Genomic DNA, 17,118 nt, shown 5'->3' with positions numbered 1-17,118 from the left:
AATTATAGGATGAATATTTTATAGAATTTATAGAATTTATATTTAAAATTTAGTTTGGATAGTGAATACAAAGATATTAATTTAAGTAAATATTATTTCATAATCTAATTTAGTCAAGGGTGGTAAAATGGCATTAACTGATTCAGAAATGGATTTTATAAGAGAAAAACTTGGCAGGGAACCTAACTCCCTGGAACACGGTATGTTGGATATTATGTTCTCAGAGCACTGTTCCTACAAGAGCAGCCGACCAGTACTGGGACTATTTCCCACTGAAGGTGAGAATATAATAATGGGGCCTGGAGATGATGCGGGAGTGGTATCCATAACTGATAAGCTGGCTTTGACTGTGGGAATTGAAAGTCACAACCACCCTTCAGCCATAGAACCTTATGGTGGGGCAGGAACTGGTATTGGTGGTATATTAAGGGATATTATTTCTATGGGTGCTATGCCCATAGCTCTTTTAGATTCTCTTCGTTTTGGTCCGCTGGAAGATCAAAAATCATGCTACCTCTTTGAACATGTGGTAAAAGGAATTTCAGATTATGGTAACCGGGTGGGAATACCTACGGTAGGGGGAGAAGTAGAATTTGATGAAAATTTCCGATCTAATCCTCTGGTTAATGTGATGTGTGCCGGTATTGTACCTAAAAAAGACCTGGTAAAAGGAATCGCTCCTAATATAGGTGATGTTTTCTTACTTATGGGTGGCAGAACTGGCCGGGACGGTATTCATGGTGTTACCTTTGCCTCAGAAGAACTTACCACAGCTTCTGAAATAGAGGATCGCCCGGCAGTGCAAATTGGTGATCCATTCACTAAGAAAAAGGTTTTAGAAGCTAGTTTAGAGATTATGGAAAAGCTTCCAGTTACTGGAGTTAAGGATCTTGGTGGTGGGGGCTTGACCTGCTGTATCAGTGAACTGGCCGATAAATGTGGCAACGGGGCCCTGGTGGAACTGACTAAGATACCTCTTCGTGAGGAAGGAATGACTCCTTATGAGATTATGCTTTCTGAATCTCAGGAAAGGATGGTTTTTGTTATTAATCCTGCTCAAACTGATGCGGTACTGGAGATATGTGAAAAATACGAACTTCCGGCAGCAGTAATTGGTGAAGTAACCAATACCAAATTAATGGTAGTGGAAGAAGAAGGGGAAATAATAGCTGATCTACCAGCTAACCTTTTGGCAGATCCTCCAACAGTAGAAAGAGAAGCCATAGCACCAGTGAAAAATGAGGAATATGTGGAAGTAGAGCATCCTTCTGCTGAAGAAGCTCTTTTAAAACTATTGTCTTCTCAGAATATGGCCAGCAAGCGCTGGGTGTACCGTCAGTACGACCACGAAGTTCAAGTTCGAACCATGGTTAAACCAGGAGACGATGCTGCGGTTTTAAGAGTAGATGATGAAAAGGCTGTGGCTTTAACTGCAGATTGTAATAGTATACACACTAAATTGGATCCTTATCATGGTGGAGCAGGATCAGTGGCCGAGGCCATAAGAAATGTGGTATCTATGGGTGCTGAGCCATTATGTGTAGTGGACTGTTTGAACTTTGGAAATCCAGAAAAACCAGAAGTATTCTGGCAATTTAGGGAATGTGTTAAAGGAATGTCTGACATAGCAGGAAAGTTTAAAACTCCAGTTATTAGTGGAAATGTAAGTTTTTACAATGAAACTGAAGGAATCACGGTCAATCCATCTCCCGTAGTGGGCGTAGTGGGAGTGGCCAATATTGGTGATGTGCGGACTATGGACTTCAAAGAAGAAGGGGACCAGATTATTGTAATTGGATGGACCTATAATGAGCTGGATGGCTCTGAATATCAGAGAACTGTGCATGGCCTGGTTCAAGGGTCTGCTCCACAGATAAGGATTGATGATGAAATCCAATCTACCCATAGCATTCTTGATTTATTGAAAGATGATGTGGAAGGTAATATTACGGCTATCCATGACTGTTCTGCTGGAGGAATAGGCATTGCTTTATCTGAAATGGCTATTAAAAGCGGCTTAGGGGCCAATGTGGATATTTCTTTAGCTCCACGGGAAGATATGTCTGAATTTGAGACTTTACTTTCTGAATCACACGCCCGATACATAATCACCGTTAAAAATGATGCGGTTGATGCAATTTTGGAAAAAATTGACGCACCATGTTCGGTCATTGGGGAAGTTAAAGGTAATGTATTAGTTATTGATGAACTTGCCCAAATGAAAGTTGAAAAACTTCAAGAAGCTTATCATGGAGTAATTGAAAAATTCATGGCTTAAAAACCTTTAAAGAGAAAATTGAGGGACTAAGGAGATCATTTTTTAGTCTATTAATTTTTTTATTTTATTTCTTTCTTTATTTATTTTAATTTAATACTCAAAAATAGAATCAGGTGCTAATTATTCATGCAAAAAGAGACTTTAAGACAACTAGTACACGCATCTGGCCTTTTATTTATTTTTCTGGAGCCTTTTTTATCGCTTCCCTATTTAATTGCATTGACCATTTTCGCCACGGTAATGGGGGAAATAATCTATAAAATAGATAAAAAAAGAGATATTTTCCTTTTTTCCATGCTTTTAAACAGTTGTAGAAGAAATGACAATGAAAAAGGGTTTATTTATTTTTTTGCTGGTTTGTCCCTGACCTTGATAATTTTTGGACAAAACCTGGCTGTGGCCAATGCTGCTATATTGACTCTGGCATTGGGTGATTCTCTTTCTACCCTTGTGGGAACGCGATGGGGTAAACATCCTTTGATTTTTAATCCAAAAAAGACATGGGAGGGTTCTTTAACTTTCATAGCAGCAGCCTTTTTAGGGGCCCTAACTCAAGTCTCCCTACTGGCAGCTTTGGCAGGAGCTATCGCTGGTGCAATAACTGAGGCCTACAGCCCTATTGATGATAATTTAACCATTCCTTTGGTAGTGGGGACAGTTATAACTATTTTCATGTATTTTATGTAATTGGAAATTTAAAAAAGAAAATTTTGACTACTTTTTCCATATTATTTCCTAGAATTAATTTTTTTTAAGCCCATTCCAATCCCTTTTCCATTTTCAATTACCAATTCCCTTCTCATTGAAAATTTTCAATACCCTATTAAAATCATATTTTTATAGCCTTATAGCTCCTTCTTTTTTAAAGAAATAAACTGAAAGGCCAAATATTCCTATAGCAATTGCTATGGTTGGTAAAAATGATAGAATAATTAGAGGGTCCAGAACCGGTGTGGATGTCATTCGAACCATAATTATGGTGGGTATCAAGTTTAAAATTCCTTGTAGGGCTGGCATGTCCATGAAAAGCGGCACAAACAGCACAAATGTGGCAAAGAAAAGCAATAGGGTTATGGCTGAATTTGCTTCCTTGGTACTATCCACCAACATGGAAATTATAACTCCTAATCCGATAAAAATTAATCCTACAAAAAATAAGAGCACCAAAAGCAGCAAACTATGGTAAATTGGCACCTTAAGCAGTTCTAATAGTAATATCCATGCCGCGCTCTGCACTAGCGAAAATAAAAGTATAGGCAATATTTTACCAACAACCACCATGGTACTGGACAATGGTGTCATTAAAAGTACTTCAAAGGTTTTTCTCTCTTTTTCACCCACTACACTGTCAGTAACAATATTACTGGCCAAGAAAAATGGTAAAAGTACTATAAATGGTATAATAAATCCATACATTATCTCCACAAAATAAGAACTGTCCAGGGCCAGTGGTGAAGTGGAATTAGCATTAATGGGAACTTCTTTTAAAACCACAGGATTCTCAATAGCGGCAATTTGTGACGTGGAGAGACCTTGTTTAGATAGTTTTTGCTGTAGGCGATATGAATCAAGTGCCTTGGTGATTTTACTGGCCACCACAGAATAAAAAACATTAGCCGTATTGGCATCCAGGCCAATATCTCCTTTGGAGTTTGTTAGATAAATCATGGCCACCATACGCGTCCCCAAAGCATTTTTACCCTCTTGAGCAGTTTTAAAGTAAACTAAATTCAGATTTTGAGCTTTAAGACTTTTTTCAAGGGCAGATCCATTTAAATCCTCGGTTATTCCCACTTTAATTGCTGAGCTGCCCTGCCATTGGTCTATTAAATTAGGGTCACTAATCATGGAGCTTATAAATGCCAGACCAAAGGCCCCCAGTATTATAAAAAGCTGGACAACTACAACAAGCAAGTAAATTTTATTTGAAAGAATGTCCTCAGATTCTTTTTTGGATAAAGCTAATATTCTCATAATTTCCACCCGTATGTGGGATTATATACTTTAAAATGATAAATATGGGCATAAATATGTCTGTAAATTGTTTCTACTAACATTAAGATCCCCTTATCCTTTTCATAATTTTGCTAAATCCAATAAAAGCGATTAAAAGTTTGAATAATCCTGGACGGGGCCCAAATACAATATCATCTCTTCTAAATAACCATATTGCTGCCCAATAGGAAATGGCACTTATTATGAGGATAAATATTAGGGGAATTACAATATCTCCCCAGCCCATAGGGGATCCAGAAAATATCTTTATAATCAAGGTCATAGTGGATAAACTAACGGACTTGCCTTGTTGGGCGACATAAGCCAGTGCTGGAACTATTAAAAATCCAATTATGGCAATGTAGGCAAAGGTTATTCCAATTCCGGCCTCTTTATAATTTTTAGCATAAGCTGCTATAATGGAGGTGAGGCCTACAATGGGTACTGCGGTGATTACTACAATAAGGTAAACCAGCAAGGGATTACCAAGTGTAAAACCTGCTAAAATCATCAATATCATCCACAAAGCCACCTGTACGGCCATTGTCAATACAACAGCCATACTTTTGCCTAAAATGATGTATGTTCTGGATATAGGCATGGCTATTAGTATCTCTCCGGTTTTACGTTCCTTTTCACCAACTATGCTGTCCACTACCAGATTTCCAAAGAGGAACAATGGTAAGAATAATAAAACTGCAGTCATTATTTTGGTTATAAGTTGTAGGGGGAGTGATTCTCCGGTAGATTCTTGTTGAACTTGTGGTTCTGGGGATGATTGTGAAAAATTAGGACTTATACTATTAATTAACTGCTGTGAAATGATTGCTGAAGTTTTATTACCTGCTAATTGGACTTCATCTCTTACCACACTTCTTTTAGGGTCACTATAATCAATAAAAATCTCGCTTTTGAGTGGAGATATGGTATTATTCGATAAACTGACATTTTTTGAAACTAAAAGCAGACCAGTTAATTTTCCCTGGCTGATAAGTTGCAGGGAACTATTTGATACCGGCCCTATTTCAAGTATCTGCGGATTTAGATTATTTTTGAAAATTCCTTGAGAATCAGCCACATCTAATGAGGCAAACCCATTTAAAGAAGGGGTAAGTCCTACTCCTTGCTGAGATTCAATATTGCTCATGAAACCATTAAAAAACAGCACCATCATTAATAGCACTGCTAACTGGAAAAAGAATATTAAAATAAATTTACGGCTTTGAAGCGTGTTCTTCAGTTCCCATCGGGTTATTGTCCAGGATCCCATATTTAAAACCTTTTTATTATAATTAAACAAATAATTATATAAATTGTAAAAGATGTAGCTATGATGTGTTTAATATATTGAATATCTTGAAGTTATGCCCTATTCTCTAATTTCTCTTAATATTACTGACGGTTTGAATAAAAACATCTTCTAAAGTAGGTTCTTTAGTATTCACAGCCATAAGATTGGAACCTATGTGCTTAACAATATCAGAAATATCTTTTCGACTATTTAATGAAATATCTAAATCTTTTCCATTCAAAACAATATTTTCAACACTGGAATAAGATTCTATTGATTTAAAATCACTCTTAGAAAACTGAGAGGGCTCCTTTAAGTTTATTTTCAAAATCAAATTCCCGTGAATTTTTGATTTTAATTCTCCAGGGCTGCCCATATCCAGTATCTGGCCCTGATTTAAAATAGCTACTCTATCACACAATAAATCGGCTTCATCCATGTAATGAGTACATAAAATAATGGTCTTCTCTCCTTTCAAGCCACCAATAAATTCTCGGATGGATATGGCAGTGGCCGGATCCAGGCCCATGGTTGGTTCATCGAATATAATTATTTCTGGATCGTGAACCAGTGCTCGAGCAATCCCAATCCTTTGGCGCAGCCCTTTAGAGAAAGTATTGATTCTGTGATGGGCTCGGTCACTCATTCCTACCAGTTCCAATAATTCCTCAATCCTGGCGTCTAAACGATCTTTAGGAACACCATAAAGTTCACCAAAATATTTTAAAAGATCGTATGCCTTAAAACGCTCGTATAAATTAGGTTCTTCAGGTAAATAGCCAATCATGCTCTTTATTTCTAGGGGATTTTTCATTACGTTGTAACCACCCACCATGACCTTGCCCTGGTCAGGGTGGAGGATGCAGGAAATAATCCGGATAGCAGTGGTTTTACCGGCCCCATTAGGACCAATTATTCCTAAAAGTTCTCCTTTTTTTATATTGAGACTGAGCTCGTTTAAGGCAGTAATCTTACCAAATCTCTTGCTAAGTGAACTTATTTCAATCATGTTTTTTTCATGAGTCAAGAGATAAACCTCTTAAATTTTTTAAAAATGATTAAATTGAATTATTCTAAATAAATATATTTATAATTTATATTCTATTCCATAATTCTATTCCATAATAATTAGCTATTTGCTACAATTTATTATAGTATATATTTTAAAACTAATAAAGTTGTTTCAGGATTTAGAATTAACATAAAATAGAAATTAACATAGATATAAGTGGTTTTGAATAGATACATGATTTTAATAACTCTAATAAAATCAATAAAAACCTTTTCAACAAATTAAAACCAAATTAAATTAATTATTAACTTATATTTATCCATTAAAACACCTTAAAGAGCAAGATAAAATGTTTCTTTCCAAGCTCATTCCTGTAGAAAAAGCCCGGCAAATTATAGAAGAAAATCAGAAAATAATGTCTGAAGAGATAATAAAACTAGAAAAGGCCCATAATCGGGTTAACTGTAGTGAATTCATATCTCAGCATAATTCTCCTCCATTTGATAGATCGGCCATGGATGGCTACGCCCTTCAGGCCCAAGATACCTTTACTTCATCTCCTTCAAATCCAGCCCATCTGACCATTATTGATAGAATTGGTGCTGGGGACTCTTCTTCTGTAGAGATAATATCTGGCCAAGCAGTTAAAATTGCTACGGGCGCGCCCATACCTGCCGGTGCTGATGCGGTGGTCATGGAAGAATACACCTATGAAAAAGGTGATCAACTGGAAGTTCTTGCCACTCTAAGTCCGGGAGAAAACGTTTCTTATGTAGGAGAAGATATTAGTAAAGGCGATAAGATTCTGGGTTCTGGAAGGCTTTTAAGACCTCAAGAGTTGGCCCTCATTGCTTCAGCAGGATATGGTGATGTAGAAGTATATAAAAAACCTAAAGTGGGCGTAATTGTAACTGGTAATGAACTGGTTGATCCTACATTTCACTTAAAAGGAGCAGAAGTAATTAATTCCAATCAATATGCTTTAAGAGCACTGGTGGAGAGTGCTATGGCAGAATGTGAAATAAGTCACTGCAGAGACGATGCACAACTCATGGAAAAGGCCATTTCAGAGGCAGCTGAGAAATATGATGTAATCATTACTACTGGAGGAACGGCCATAAGCAAAGGCGATGTGGTGGTGGATACGGTGGATAAGCTGGGCGAGGTCTTGATTCATGGAGTAGCTGTGAGGCCTGGAAAACCGGTAGGTTTTGGAATAGTCAACGAAAAATCCATATTTATGCTTTCTGGCTATCCGGTGGCAGCTATGGTTTTGTTTGATGTATTTGTAAGAACCTATCTTTTAAAAATGCAGAATATAAATTATGAGCACCAACCCGTGAAAAAAGTGGCCCAGAAAAAAATTCCCTCTAATTTAGGCCGTACTGACTATATTAGAGCTTTTGTAGATGTCAATGGGGTCAGGCCAGTAATGAGTAAGGGCTCTGGTGTTATTAGGGCCATGGTTGATTCTAATGCTTACGTGTTTATTGAAGAGAATCAAGAAGGTGTAGGAGAAGGAGAAGAATGTGATGTGATTCTTTTTGATTCTTTTAAGGTTTAATTAATGATATTTTAATTAATGATATAACTTTAAATTCATGAATTTTAAAAATTTATTCTAAAATCAATTAAGTTCAAGTACTTATGAACTGAATATAAATATGATTTAATACATTCTTATAATTAATAATCTGGTTATTAGTATTTATAAATAGTAATTCGAGTATGATTTAAAGTCAAAAGATATTAATCTCATATATTTAAATTTATAATAAGTAAATGAAAATATTATTTAATTATTCAACGGTGAACTAATGGATGTTTTACAGTTTTATGCTGCGTTATTCATAATTATATGGGTAGTTGCATTTCTTTTCAAAGATAAACTCAAAATTGAGATTCACGGCCCCATATTAATGAGACGGACCACCCGAATGAGAGGCCTTATTGATAGAATTGCCCAAAGACATAAGAAGTTCTGGAGATGGACCATGAATATTGGAATAGTAGTGGCCTTCTTTTTCATGGCAGTAATGTTGTATTTCTTGTTCACTTCACTTCAGAGCTTTTTCACAGCGCCCCAAGCTTCTTTGATATTACCGGGAGTAGATTTACCAGGATCTCAGATATTTGTACCTTTAGGATACGGGATATTGGCCCTGATCACGGTAATGTTTGTTCATGAATTTGGTCATGGGATTATGGCCCGTGTGGAAGGAATAAGCATCAAATCCATTGGAGTGCTTATGTTAGCCATACTTCCCGGAGCATTTGTGGAACCTGATGAAGAAGAAATAAAAAAATCAAAAAGATCTTCAAAACTTAGGATTTATGCTGCGGGATCTGTATTTAATCTCATGTTGGCGGCACTAACTTTCATTGCATTTGTTTGTATTTTGAATTTTGCGGTACCTGCTGCATTTGACGCAGATGGTATTCAGATAAACAGTGTTGTTCCTGGAAGCCCGGCAGTTGGAGTGTTAAAAGAGGGAATGGTAATTGAAAGTATTAATGGTGTTCCCACCAGTAATTTGACCAATTATCAAGAAGAACTATCTAACCTAAAAATCGGCGAAACAGTTGTCCTGGTAACGGATCAGGGGAAATTCAACATTAAAACGGAAAAAAATCCCAATAACTCCTCCCGAGCTTACATTGGTATAAGAAGTTCTGTTAATATGGAAGTAACTGAGAAAGTAGCCAAAAACTATGGGGAACAACTACCTTGGGTGTGGTTGTATCTTCAAGATCTTTTCTACTGGATTTTCTTACTTAATTTTGCAGTAGGTACCTTTAATTTACTTCCTTTTAAGCCACTGGATGGAGGACTCATGCTGGAAGAAGTTCTTAGGTATAAACTTTCAGAAGACCAGATTAAGCCTATTATAATGACTATTTCGGCATTCCTTATATTTATAATAGCTATTAGTGTAATATGGGGAACTGGAAGGGGATTATTAATGATGTTCAAGTAAAAAAGATTAATTTCTTTTTCTTTTTTTAAATAAATATTATACAAAATAGATTAAAATAAAAATAATTTTAACGTTATCTTAAAAACTAGCGAGACTTTTTCTGACAATCAAAACAAGTTCTTCTATCCCTATTAGTTTTGTAAACCTTTCCGCAGGAAGGGCACTGCACGACTTGAGCAGTTTTCTTCTCAATAGGGAATGGCCTATCCTGGCACTGACATTTAATTCCCACCATTTTCTTAGATGAACGTCTTTTTTTCATTTTATCACTATAAAATACATTTAAAGACTATTTATTAAATATTAACAGCTAAATTTACTAAAAACTAAACACTTGATCCATTTCTTCCATTAAATCCACTACTAAATCATCATAATCGTGGAAGAGTTTCGCTCCAGGAATTAAATTCTCTCCCAAGCCCCGGGCCTTTAAATCATTTTCAGATACTGAAACTGAGTGATTTTCAGCCAGGAAATGGATTAAATCGGTATGGACATGCCCATGAACTCCTCCATAAACTCCATTTCCAATTAAATAAATGATTATTTCCGCATGAGCCCGGTAAATGTTTAATAATGTGATAAAATTATTAAAACTTTCTTCCTGAGGAGTTTTAGTTATTATAAATCCAATTTTCATTTTTTTCTCCAGTTATATCTGTTTAGAAGAATTTTTAATCAATATCCTTCCCAGCCCAAGGTATTCATCATTTCTGGACCCAGTAACTTTTCCAGACACTCCACCTGGGCCTGATGCCATGGTTCTTGTAGGGGAAGACACTCATTCAGCGGCTTGTCTCCTGAAAGTACTTTAAAAGAGAAGGCCATGCAAGTTTTTTCACCACATTCTTCACAATCGGTCTGAGGAAGACATTTATAAATATCCATGGGCCCTACTTGTGAAATATTTGGAATATCTAATTTTTCTATAGTTTTAGAATCATTTGAAGATTCTAAATTATCATATGCTTGATTTATGGCTTTCATAACGTCAGTTATTATTTCTACAGCATCTTCTTTATCCAGAGTCTTGTTCATGGTAACTTTACCAGACGGATAAAGTGTAACTAGGCGGCCATATATGGATAGTGTCAATATTTTTTTCTTTTCCACGTAATTAACTTTTCCTGGGGGGTACATGGGAACTAAACTACTAATAATATCTTCTAATGGAGCATCTAACTGCATTAAAACTCTGACCTTACCTTCAGTTGCAATACAGGGTCTTATATTTTTAATGCTAACTTCACTAACCAGAGAACCATTTTCCAGCACTTTATATTTTAATTCTTTCATTTCCAATTCCAGACCTCCTAGAAAGCTGAAATAACGTTTGAAATATTTATTTTATTGGGGAATGATTTTAAATTCTCAAAAATGTAGTATTTTTTGATTTTACAGCCATAATTTCGTATAATTCCTGATCATTTATAATTTCGGCGGCTTCCACCAGATCTTTTTCTTTAAATCCTCGATCTTGCAATGATTTTTCATGAACAAATAGACTTCCTTCTGGAAAAATAAGGTAAGTCAGCTCTTCCACACAAGGGAAATTCAAACGACTCTCACTCTGCTGTCCTCCCAGGGCAGCATAGACTCCGTCACCAATTAAAAGAACATCCGAATCTAATTCTTTGTTTAAGCAGGCAATTGAAACATAAAATCCACTAAAAGCATCTTCATAACCGTAAGGGGCCTTATCAATTATGATGAATGATGATTCCATATTAAACCCCCAAACTAATTACTTGGTGGCTTTCTTTTATCCAACCTGCTAGATCATAAACATTGGTGATTGCCACGCCTTTGATATATGGTTTTTTGGCACAACTATGGCCTCGAGCTGTGGAACATCGCACACAAGCCCTCACATCAGCCCCTTTATTTATGAGATTCCGGAATTTTGCGGCTACATTGGGAAATGAATGGGGATTCTGTTCTTTTTTTGGAATGTGGGTAGCATCCATATATAAAAATAAATTTACCCTGTATTTTTTATTAAGTGCACTCAGTGCTATTTCATAGGCCATATCTGCATACTGGGAGCGATAAGGGCCCTCAGTAAGGACTATGGTTAGAACTTTAGGGGAGTTCTCTATCATAGTATTTATTATGTTTTTTTCAAGATAAATAATTGTCCATGAATAATAATGAGAAATTATTTAATTTATAAGCTGGGGGTTATTTTAAAAATAAAAAAATAATTTAAAAAATTAAATTCATGAAAAATAAGGCCTTTAAAAACCACTTTTCACAAAATACTTTTTCTGGAACCAAAGTGCCACATTAACCAGACCTATAAGTATGGGAACTTCAATTAAGGGCCCTATTACTGTTGCAAATGCCACACTAGAACCAATTCCAAAAACAGCTATGGCCACTGCAATGGCCAGTTCAAAATTATTGCTGGCGGAAGTGAAGGAAATGGCAGTTGTTTTAGAGTAGTCTGCACCTATTCTACGCCCTAAATAGAATGTTACAAAGAACATCACCACAAAGTAAATTAAAAGGGGAATGGCAATTATTATAACATCAAATGGTATCTGCACTATATAATTTCCTTTTAGGCTGAACATGACCACAATAGTAAATAAAAGAGCTATGAGGGTTATAGGACTAATTTTAGGTATGAATTGCTCATGATACCAGATCTTACCTTTTCTTTTAACCAGAATAAATCTGGTTAGCATACCCGCCAGGAAAGGAATGCCCAGATAAATAAAAACACTTTGGGCAATTTCCAAAATGCTTAAATCGATGCTGGTCCCATTTATCCTAAACAGGGCAACAAAACCATGATAAAGAACCAGGCATAAACGCTGTAGAATAAAACCTGAAATACACTGTTAAAAGCGACTAAACTGGCAGCGTACTCATTATTTCCCTGGGCCAGTTCATTCCATACTAAAACCATGGCTATGCAGGGAGCAATACCAATTAATATTAAACATACCACGTACTCTGGATAGTTGGATAAGAATATCACGGCCAGAACAAACATAAAAATGGGCGCTCCTATCCAGTTTTGGAACATGGCCAGTCCCAGCACTTTACAGTCGCGAAAAACATCAGGCAGTTCCCACGAAAAATTGATTTAAGAAAGAATCACATCCAGTTATAAAGTAACCGATGGAAACTCCTAAGATCATGGCCAGGAATATCCATAGTGTAAGATAACGATCCAGAAAACTGAGCCCAGTGGAGTCGCATCTTTTTGAATTATTTATAATTTCTTTAGATTTCATTTAAATACCCTATTGAAACATAATATATTCTTAATTGATTATTGCATGGTTAATAAGAAAATAAGAAGCGAATAAATCACTCTTTTTTAGATTCTTCCAGGCCTCTTTCAAAGGCGTCACGGTGCATATTAGCAGCCATTTCTTTTTTACACTCATCGTCACTTAATAATCGCATTTTAGGTGCCCTGCAGGGGTAGTGTTGAATCCTCAATCCGGCCCGACTGGCCAGCCCTTCAGTATTCCTTCCAATAACGTCTTTGGCCACAAAATCAGTTGCTCCACAGGGAGATCCCCTTATGACTTTCACATCCAAGACTTTATCGCTCTGACAATTAATTTTGACTATGGGTTGGCCAAATTTAGCCACGAATTCATCAAATACTGGATTTCCATTTTCCTCCAGATCGCACATGTTTTCTGGAGCAGTAATATTTCCAAATCGGGTTAACTGCTGTTTGAAACCTTTTCCTCTCCAGGCCCCAACGATTATCCAGTCCACCTTATCGTGGAGATGCTCTACCAGTTCCAGGGTGAGGTCTGGGTGGATTACATAGGTTAAAATAACATTGGCTTCTGTTAATTTTTCTAAAGCATCCTCTGGAACTTCTATTTCATCAATAAATGCACCAACTGGTGGTTCAAGCTCGATAAAATCTGTTTCAAACTCTTCTTTGATGTTTTCATAGGCCCGATCTCCATAAGGCCCGTCAGTTACTATGGCTATTTTAATCATAATGGCCCTCCACTAACTTAAAATCTATTAAAATCATTTTTTAACTATTTTAAATTTCTCTACTAAATTCTTTTTTTATCCATTCCTGGATATTATCTCTTAAATTTCTTAAAGAATTTAACTGGGTGTTATCATCACCTTTAAATTCACGAGGGTCGGGAAATCCCTGATGGATATGGCTTTTACCTCCAATAAAAACCGGACAGGCCCCTTCATCACATAGGGATACCACATAATCAAATTCATGGCCTTGGAATTTTTCCAGACTTTTTGATTTATTTTGAGAGATATCAATACCTATTTCCCTTAGAACTTCTATGGTAAGGGGATTAATTTCCAGAGGTTCTGATCCGGCAGAGTAAACTTCATAATGATTGCTATAGGTATTTTTTAGTAAAGCTTCCGCCAACTGGGACCGTCCTGAATTATTTTTACATATGAAAATGACTTTTTTCTTATTTGATTCCATTTAAACACCTTTTGAAGTGGATAAGTAAATATTAATTTTTTAATTATTTATTCAACACGATCTTTAATTATCTTTTTAATTTCCATCACGCATTTTTCACCAGATTCACCTAAGCGGGCCACGCCACCTGGTTTCAAGTCATTTTCTTGCAGGGGAGTCATTACATTCATACTGTCTGCAACTTTAACTCCTTTACTGGCTAATATCATATCCACACAAGAGTGTTCGCAGCCATTCACGGCCATTATGGGATATTTTTTTATAATTTCCTTAAAACCTTCTTTATCTGCCGATGTAGCAGTAATACAGACTGATATGACATCTGGTGATTCTTCTACAACATCTGAACATGAAGCTCGGGCCACGAGGCCGTAGGGACTCATTCCATTACAGGGACACAGGGCAATTTTTTCTTTTTCCATTCTGATTTCTCCTAATTCGAATAATTATTTATAAGACTCTGGCCACGATTTTTAAATTAAATCACTTAAATTTTCAATTAATTCCAGTAATTGGTCATTGGTGAGCTGGTAATGGATCCATAGTCCTTCTTTACGGCCCTGAATAAAACCAGCTTTTTTTAAAACATTTAAATGATGTGAAATGGTTGATTGAGGTTTTTCCAGAACGTCAGTAATTTCACAAACACACAGCTCACCATCTTGAAGCAAATACAATATTTTAATCCGGGTGGGATCAGAAATTGCCTTGAATATCTCTGACTTATCTTGTAATTGCTTATCCTCTGGAATTTTAGCTATGGTTTCTTTTAATCTTTTAATCTGGCCATTATAATGGTCTCCTTCGCCAGTAATTTCACATGTTTTCAAATAAATCACCTTTAGCTTTCAACTTTTATTTTGGCAATCAGGACAAATATATTCCTCTTTATCAGTTTTATATACCTTATCACATTTTTCACATATGGCATCTTTAAGATGAGATTCTTTTTGCACGTTTATCCCCCATTTACATGAAATGCCACCTCTGCTGTGGGTGTTTTTCATTCTCACCTTTTCATTTTCTTCTTTAACCATCAAATCACACATGTTAAGATTAATAGCACTTATTTTTGTTTTTTTCTCTTAATTTAGCCGTCATTTTGTCAAATTTAATTTTAAGGTGGTCATAACCTTTACTGTGGAAGGGACAATCTTCTATACAGTATGTACAACCCTGGCTACAACCTATACAGAGTTTTTGCACCAGTTTCGTTTCAGTATTTCCACAGCAAGCTTCTTTTTCTAGCAGTGCTTTTTCAGGGCAGGCCTTAACACAGTTGCTGCATCTATTACAGTAATCATTTATCCAGGAATGCTCATTTTCGTTTTTCACAGGTAAATTTGCTATACTGACGAATATAGCAGAAATTTTCAGTCGAGGGCCAAGTTAAGGGGTTATGAGAAGGCCAATTTTTCCTATCTGTACTAATCCTGCTTTTTGAGCCAGCGGGGAGAAATTAATATTACCTTCGTAAGTATGGGCCACCTGGGTGGCGTAACCATTTTTTCGAAGATAATCTGAAATTTTATAGCTTATTTCACCTAATTTAGCATAGGCAGCATTATTTAACTCCTGAGCTTCCTCCCCGGGGGCAGTAGCAATGATATCTTCACCCATGGGCATGGTCAATACAATGGTGTGGGGATAAGGGATGAATTTATCTTTAATTAACAAATCAGAAGTAATTTGGCTGTATCCTATACTACTAATTCCCAGTGATTTAGTATAGCTCTCAAATTCTTTGATAAACTCTTCAGATGCCAGAAATTCTGCATTTTCTGGATTATTAACTTGTGATTGGTCGGGATATTCTACATCTCCACATCCACATCCGGAGTCATTGTTTCTGCTAGTGATTCATCACAACCACATCCACTATTTTCAGGAGATTCTGCCTCGTTTTCTGAGGATTTTTCACTACACAAGCATTCTTCATTTTCTTTAAGTGCATCAAATTTATTTTCTTCTGATTCTGTAGAATATTCATTATTCTCGGACTCGCATCCATATTTATTATTATTATCCATAGTTTAACCTCGTAAATATTTTTAGTTTCAAAATTGTAAATTATTCTTATTTCATGGCTTTGAGTTGTATGCTGGTGATTTTTCCTATAAGACGTTCGTCCATATTAGTTTCGGTGAAAAAATGTTGTTCTATTATTTCCACTTCTTTAAAACCGGCTTTTTTAATGGTACTTAAATAATCTTGCTTCTCCATGGCTCCACCAATACATTCAGACCAGGCCTGGAAGTTTTTTCGTATCTCATGGGGAATATGGCCTTCAGTAACTAGATCCGAGACTAAAATTCTTCCTCCCGGTTTTAAAACCCGATAAACTTCTTGATAGGCCTTATTTTTATCAGGGGTGAGATTTATGACACAGTTACTGATTATAACATCAATAGTGCTCTCTTCAATAGGCAAATTTTCTATTTCACCTAATTTGAATTCTACATTGGTGTATCCACCTTTTTGGGCATTTTTAACGGCAGTTTCAATCATGTCCGGAGTCATGTCCAATCCAATGACTTTTCCTCCATCTCCCACTTTATTGGATGCCAGGAAAACATCTATACCTCCACCGGAACCTAAATCCAGTACGGTCTCCCCATCCTGAATTTCGGCAAGTGCAGTGGGGTTTCCACATCCTAAACCAAATACTGCCTCTTCAGGAATACTTTTAAGTTCTTCGGTACTGTATCCTACTGCCTGAGCCTGTTCAGTAACTGAATCTGCTCCTGAACAGCATGAACAAGAGGAATTTTCTTTTTTTGCTATTTTGGAGTACCTGTCTTTTACGAATTCCTTGATTTCTTTTTCCTGCATTTTAAAACCCTCAAAATTTTAATTTAATCAATTTATGGTGAAATTTTTATTCAACTTATTTCCATATATCCAAATTCATGGATATAATCACTATATCTAAATATATGGATATAGTATATAAATGTTCTGTTGATTCTTAAGAGACAATTATAAGAATTAAATTAAAATCGACCAATTATTATCTTAAATTTAATGGGAACCATTATGGGCTGTTTTATCTAGCTAATTTTTTATTCTTTTAGGCATCCTGAGGATATAATTCCCATAACTTATAAGGCAAAATTT

At 36.1% G+C, this 17,118-nt stretch carries 24 protein-coding genes; 4 read left to right on the top strand and 20 right to left on the bottom strand.

Annotation, left to right across the window (positions count from 1 at the left end):
- Positions 1-127: 127 nt before the first annotated feature.
- Together purL and Q7I96_11240 are read left to right on the top strand one after the other, a co-directional pair.
- On the top strand, positions 128-2,278 hold the full coding sequence (purL, locus tag Q7I96_11245) for a phosphoribosylformylglycinamidine synthase subunit PurL (protein ID MDO9628177.1): 2,151 nt from the start codon (positions 128-130) through the stop codon (positions 2,276-2,278).
- 126 nt (positions 2,279-2,404) lie between these two features.
- Complete coding sequence (locus Q7I96_11240; GenBank protein ID MDO9628176.1) at positions 2,405-2,965, top strand: SEC59/DGK1/VTE5 family protein; 561 nt, start codon at positions 2,405-2,407, stop codon at positions 2,963-2,965.
- A gap of 150 nt (positions 2,966-3,115) precedes the next feature.
- On the opposite strand, the gene Q7I96_11235 is transcribed toward Q7I96_11240, so the two are convergent.
- The 3 genes from Q7I96_11235 to Q7I96_11225 form a co-directional block, all read right to left on the bottom strand.
- Positions 3,116-4,252 carry an ABC transporter permease gene (locus tag Q7I96_11235; protein ID MDO9628175.1) on the bottom strand — a complete coding sequence of 379 codons (1,137 nt, stop codon included), beginning with the start codon at positions 4,250-4,252 and terminating at the stop codon, positions 3,116-3,118.
- Positions 4,253-4,334: 82 nt separating this feature from the next.
- The gene (locus tag Q7I96_11230) at positions 4,335-5,543 is read right to left on the bottom strand and encodes an ABC transporter permease subunit (GenBank protein ID MDO9628174.1); all 1,209 of its coding nucleotides are present in this window, start codon (positions 5,541-5,543) and stop codon (positions 4,335-4,337) included.
- Between the two features lie 106 nt (positions 5,544-5,649).
- Positions 5,650-6,573: an ABC transporter ATP-binding protein gene (locus tag Q7I96_11225; GenBank protein ID MDO9628173.1), complete on the bottom strand. Its 924-nt coding sequence runs from the start codon at positions 6,571-6,573 to the stop codon at positions 5,650-5,652.
- A gap of 352 nt (positions 6,574-6,925) precedes the next feature.
- On the opposite strand from Q7I96_11225, the gene Q7I96_11220 reads away from it, so the two are divergent.
- Together Q7I96_11220 and Q7I96_11215 are read left to right on the top strand one after the other, a co-directional pair.
- On the top strand, positions 6,926-8,140 hold the full coding sequence (locus tag Q7I96_11220) for a molybdopterin molybdotransferase MoeA (protein ID MDO9628172.1): 1,215 nt from the start codon (positions 6,926-6,928) through the stop codon (positions 8,138-8,140).
- Between the two features lie 253 nt (positions 8,141-8,393).
- The gene (locus Q7I96_11215) at positions 8,394-9,554 is read left to right on the top strand and encodes a site-2 protease family protein (protein MDO9628171.1); all 1,161 of its coding nucleotides are present in this window, start codon (positions 8,394-8,396) and stop codon (positions 9,552-9,554) included.
- An 85-nt stretch (positions 9,555-9,639) separates the two neighbouring features.
- On the opposite strand, the gene Q7I96_11210 is transcribed toward Q7I96_11215, so the two are convergent.
- From Q7I96_11210 to arsM, 17 genes are all read right to left on the bottom strand, one after another.
- Entirely contained in the window at positions 9,640-9,816 is a 177-nt protein-coding gene (locus tag Q7I96_11210) for a hypothetical protein (protein MDO9628170.1), read from the bottom strand.
- 57 nt (positions 9,817-9,873) lie between these two features.
- Positions 9,874-10,194 carry a DsrH/TusB family sulfur metabolism protein gene (locus tag Q7I96_11205; protein MDO9628169.1) on the bottom strand — a complete coding sequence of 107 codons (321 nt, stop codon included), beginning with the start codon at positions 10,192-10,194 and terminating at the stop codon, positions 9,874-9,876.
- A gap of 38 nt (positions 10,195-10,232) precedes the next feature.
- Complete coding sequence (locus Q7I96_11200) at positions 10,233-10,850, bottom strand: (Fe-S)-binding protein (protein MDO9628168.1); 618 nt, start codon at positions 10,848-10,850, stop codon at positions 10,233-10,235.
- A gap of 67 nt (positions 10,851-10,917) precedes the next feature.
- On the bottom strand, positions 10,918-11,280 hold the full coding sequence (locus tag Q7I96_11195; protein MDO9628167.1) for a DsrE family protein: 363 nt from the start codon (positions 11,278-11,280) through the stop codon (positions 10,918-10,920).
- A 1-nt stretch (position 11,281) separates the two neighbouring features.
- On the bottom strand, positions 11,282-11,656 hold the full coding sequence (locus Q7I96_11190; GenBank protein ID MDO9628166.1) for a DsrE family protein: 375 nt from the start codon (positions 11,654-11,656) through the stop codon (positions 11,282-11,284).
- A gap of 135 nt (positions 11,657-11,791) precedes the next feature.
- Positions 11,792-12,298 carry a hypothetical protein gene (locus Q7I96_11185; GenBank protein MDO9628165.1) on the bottom strand — a complete coding sequence of 169 codons (507 nt, stop codon included), beginning with the start codon at positions 12,296-12,298 and terminating at the stop codon, positions 11,792-11,794.
- Between the two features lie 26 nt (positions 12,299-12,324).
- Positions 12,325-12,603 (bottom strand): hypothetical protein, encoded by a 279-nt coding sequence (locus Q7I96_11180; GenBank protein ID MDO9628164.1) that lies wholly within the window; start codon positions 12,601-12,603, stop codon positions 12,325-12,327.
- Between the two features lie 19 nt (positions 12,604-12,622).
- Positions 12,623-12,799, bottom strand: coding sequence for a hypothetical protein (locus Q7I96_11175; protein MDO9628163.1), 177 nt, complete (start codon positions 12,797-12,799; stop codon positions 12,623-12,625).
- 76 nt (positions 12,800-12,875) lie between these two features.
- Positions 12,876-13,532: a DUF166 family protein gene (locus Q7I96_11170; GenBank protein ID MDO9628162.1), complete on the bottom strand. Its 657-nt coding sequence runs from the start codon at positions 13,530-13,532 to the stop codon at positions 12,876-12,878.
- Between the two features lie 49 nt (positions 13,533-13,581).
- The gene (locus tag Q7I96_11165; protein ID MDO9628161.1) at positions 13,582-14,001 is read right to left on the bottom strand and encodes an arsenate reductase ArsC; all 420 of its coding nucleotides are present in this window, start codon (positions 13,999-14,001) and stop codon (positions 13,582-13,584) included.
- Positions 14,002-14,048: 47 nt separating this feature from the next.
- A complete protein-coding gene (locus tag Q7I96_11160; protein MDO9628160.1) occupies positions 14,049-14,423 on the bottom strand; it encodes a putative zinc-binding protein in 375 nt (124 codons plus the stop codon).
- A 51-nt stretch (positions 14,424-14,474) separates the two neighbouring features.
- Positions 14,475-14,831 (bottom strand): metalloregulator ArsR/SmtB family transcription factor, encoded by a 357-nt coding sequence (locus tag Q7I96_11155; GenBank protein ID MDO9628159.1) that lies wholly within the window; start codon positions 14,829-14,831, stop codon positions 14,475-14,477.
- 18 nt (positions 14,832-14,849) lie between these two features.
- Positions 14,850-15,050, bottom strand: coding sequence for a hypothetical protein (locus Q7I96_11150; GenBank protein MDO9628158.1), 201 nt, complete (start codon positions 15,048-15,050; stop codon positions 14,850-14,852).
- 7 nt (positions 15,051-15,057) lie between these two features.
- On the bottom strand, positions 15,058-15,336 hold the full coding sequence (locus tag Q7I96_11145) for a 4Fe-4S binding protein (protein MDO9628157.1): 279 nt from the start codon (positions 15,334-15,336) through the stop codon (positions 15,058-15,060).
- 54 nt (positions 15,337-15,390) lie between these two features.
- The gene (locus Q7I96_11140) at positions 15,391-15,678 is read right to left on the bottom strand and encodes a hypothetical protein (GenBank protein ID MDO9628156.1); all 288 of its coding nucleotides are present in this window, start codon (positions 15,676-15,678) and stop codon (positions 15,391-15,393) included.
- Positions 15,679-15,815: 137 nt separating this feature from the next.
- Positions 15,816-16,031, bottom strand: coding sequence for a hypothetical protein (locus Q7I96_11135; protein ID MDO9628155.1), 216 nt, complete (start codon positions 16,029-16,031; stop codon positions 15,816-15,818).
- Positions 16,032-16,077: 46 nt separating this feature from the next.
- Positions 16,078-16,833: an arsenite methyltransferase gene (gene arsM / locus Q7I96_11130; protein ID MDO9628154.1), complete on the bottom strand. Its 756-nt coding sequence runs from the start codon at positions 16,831-16,833 to the stop codon at positions 16,078-16,080.
- Positions 16,834-17,118: the final 285 nt, after the last annotated feature.

This window comes from Methanobacteriaceae archaeon (assembly GCA_030656015.1).
Taxonomy (GTDB): domain Archaea; phylum Methanobacteriota; class Methanobacteria; order Methanobacteriales; family Methanobacteriaceae; genus UBA349.
Note: the sequence above shows the minus strand (reverse complement) of the source record. Positions and strands in the feature narration are given on the sequence as shown.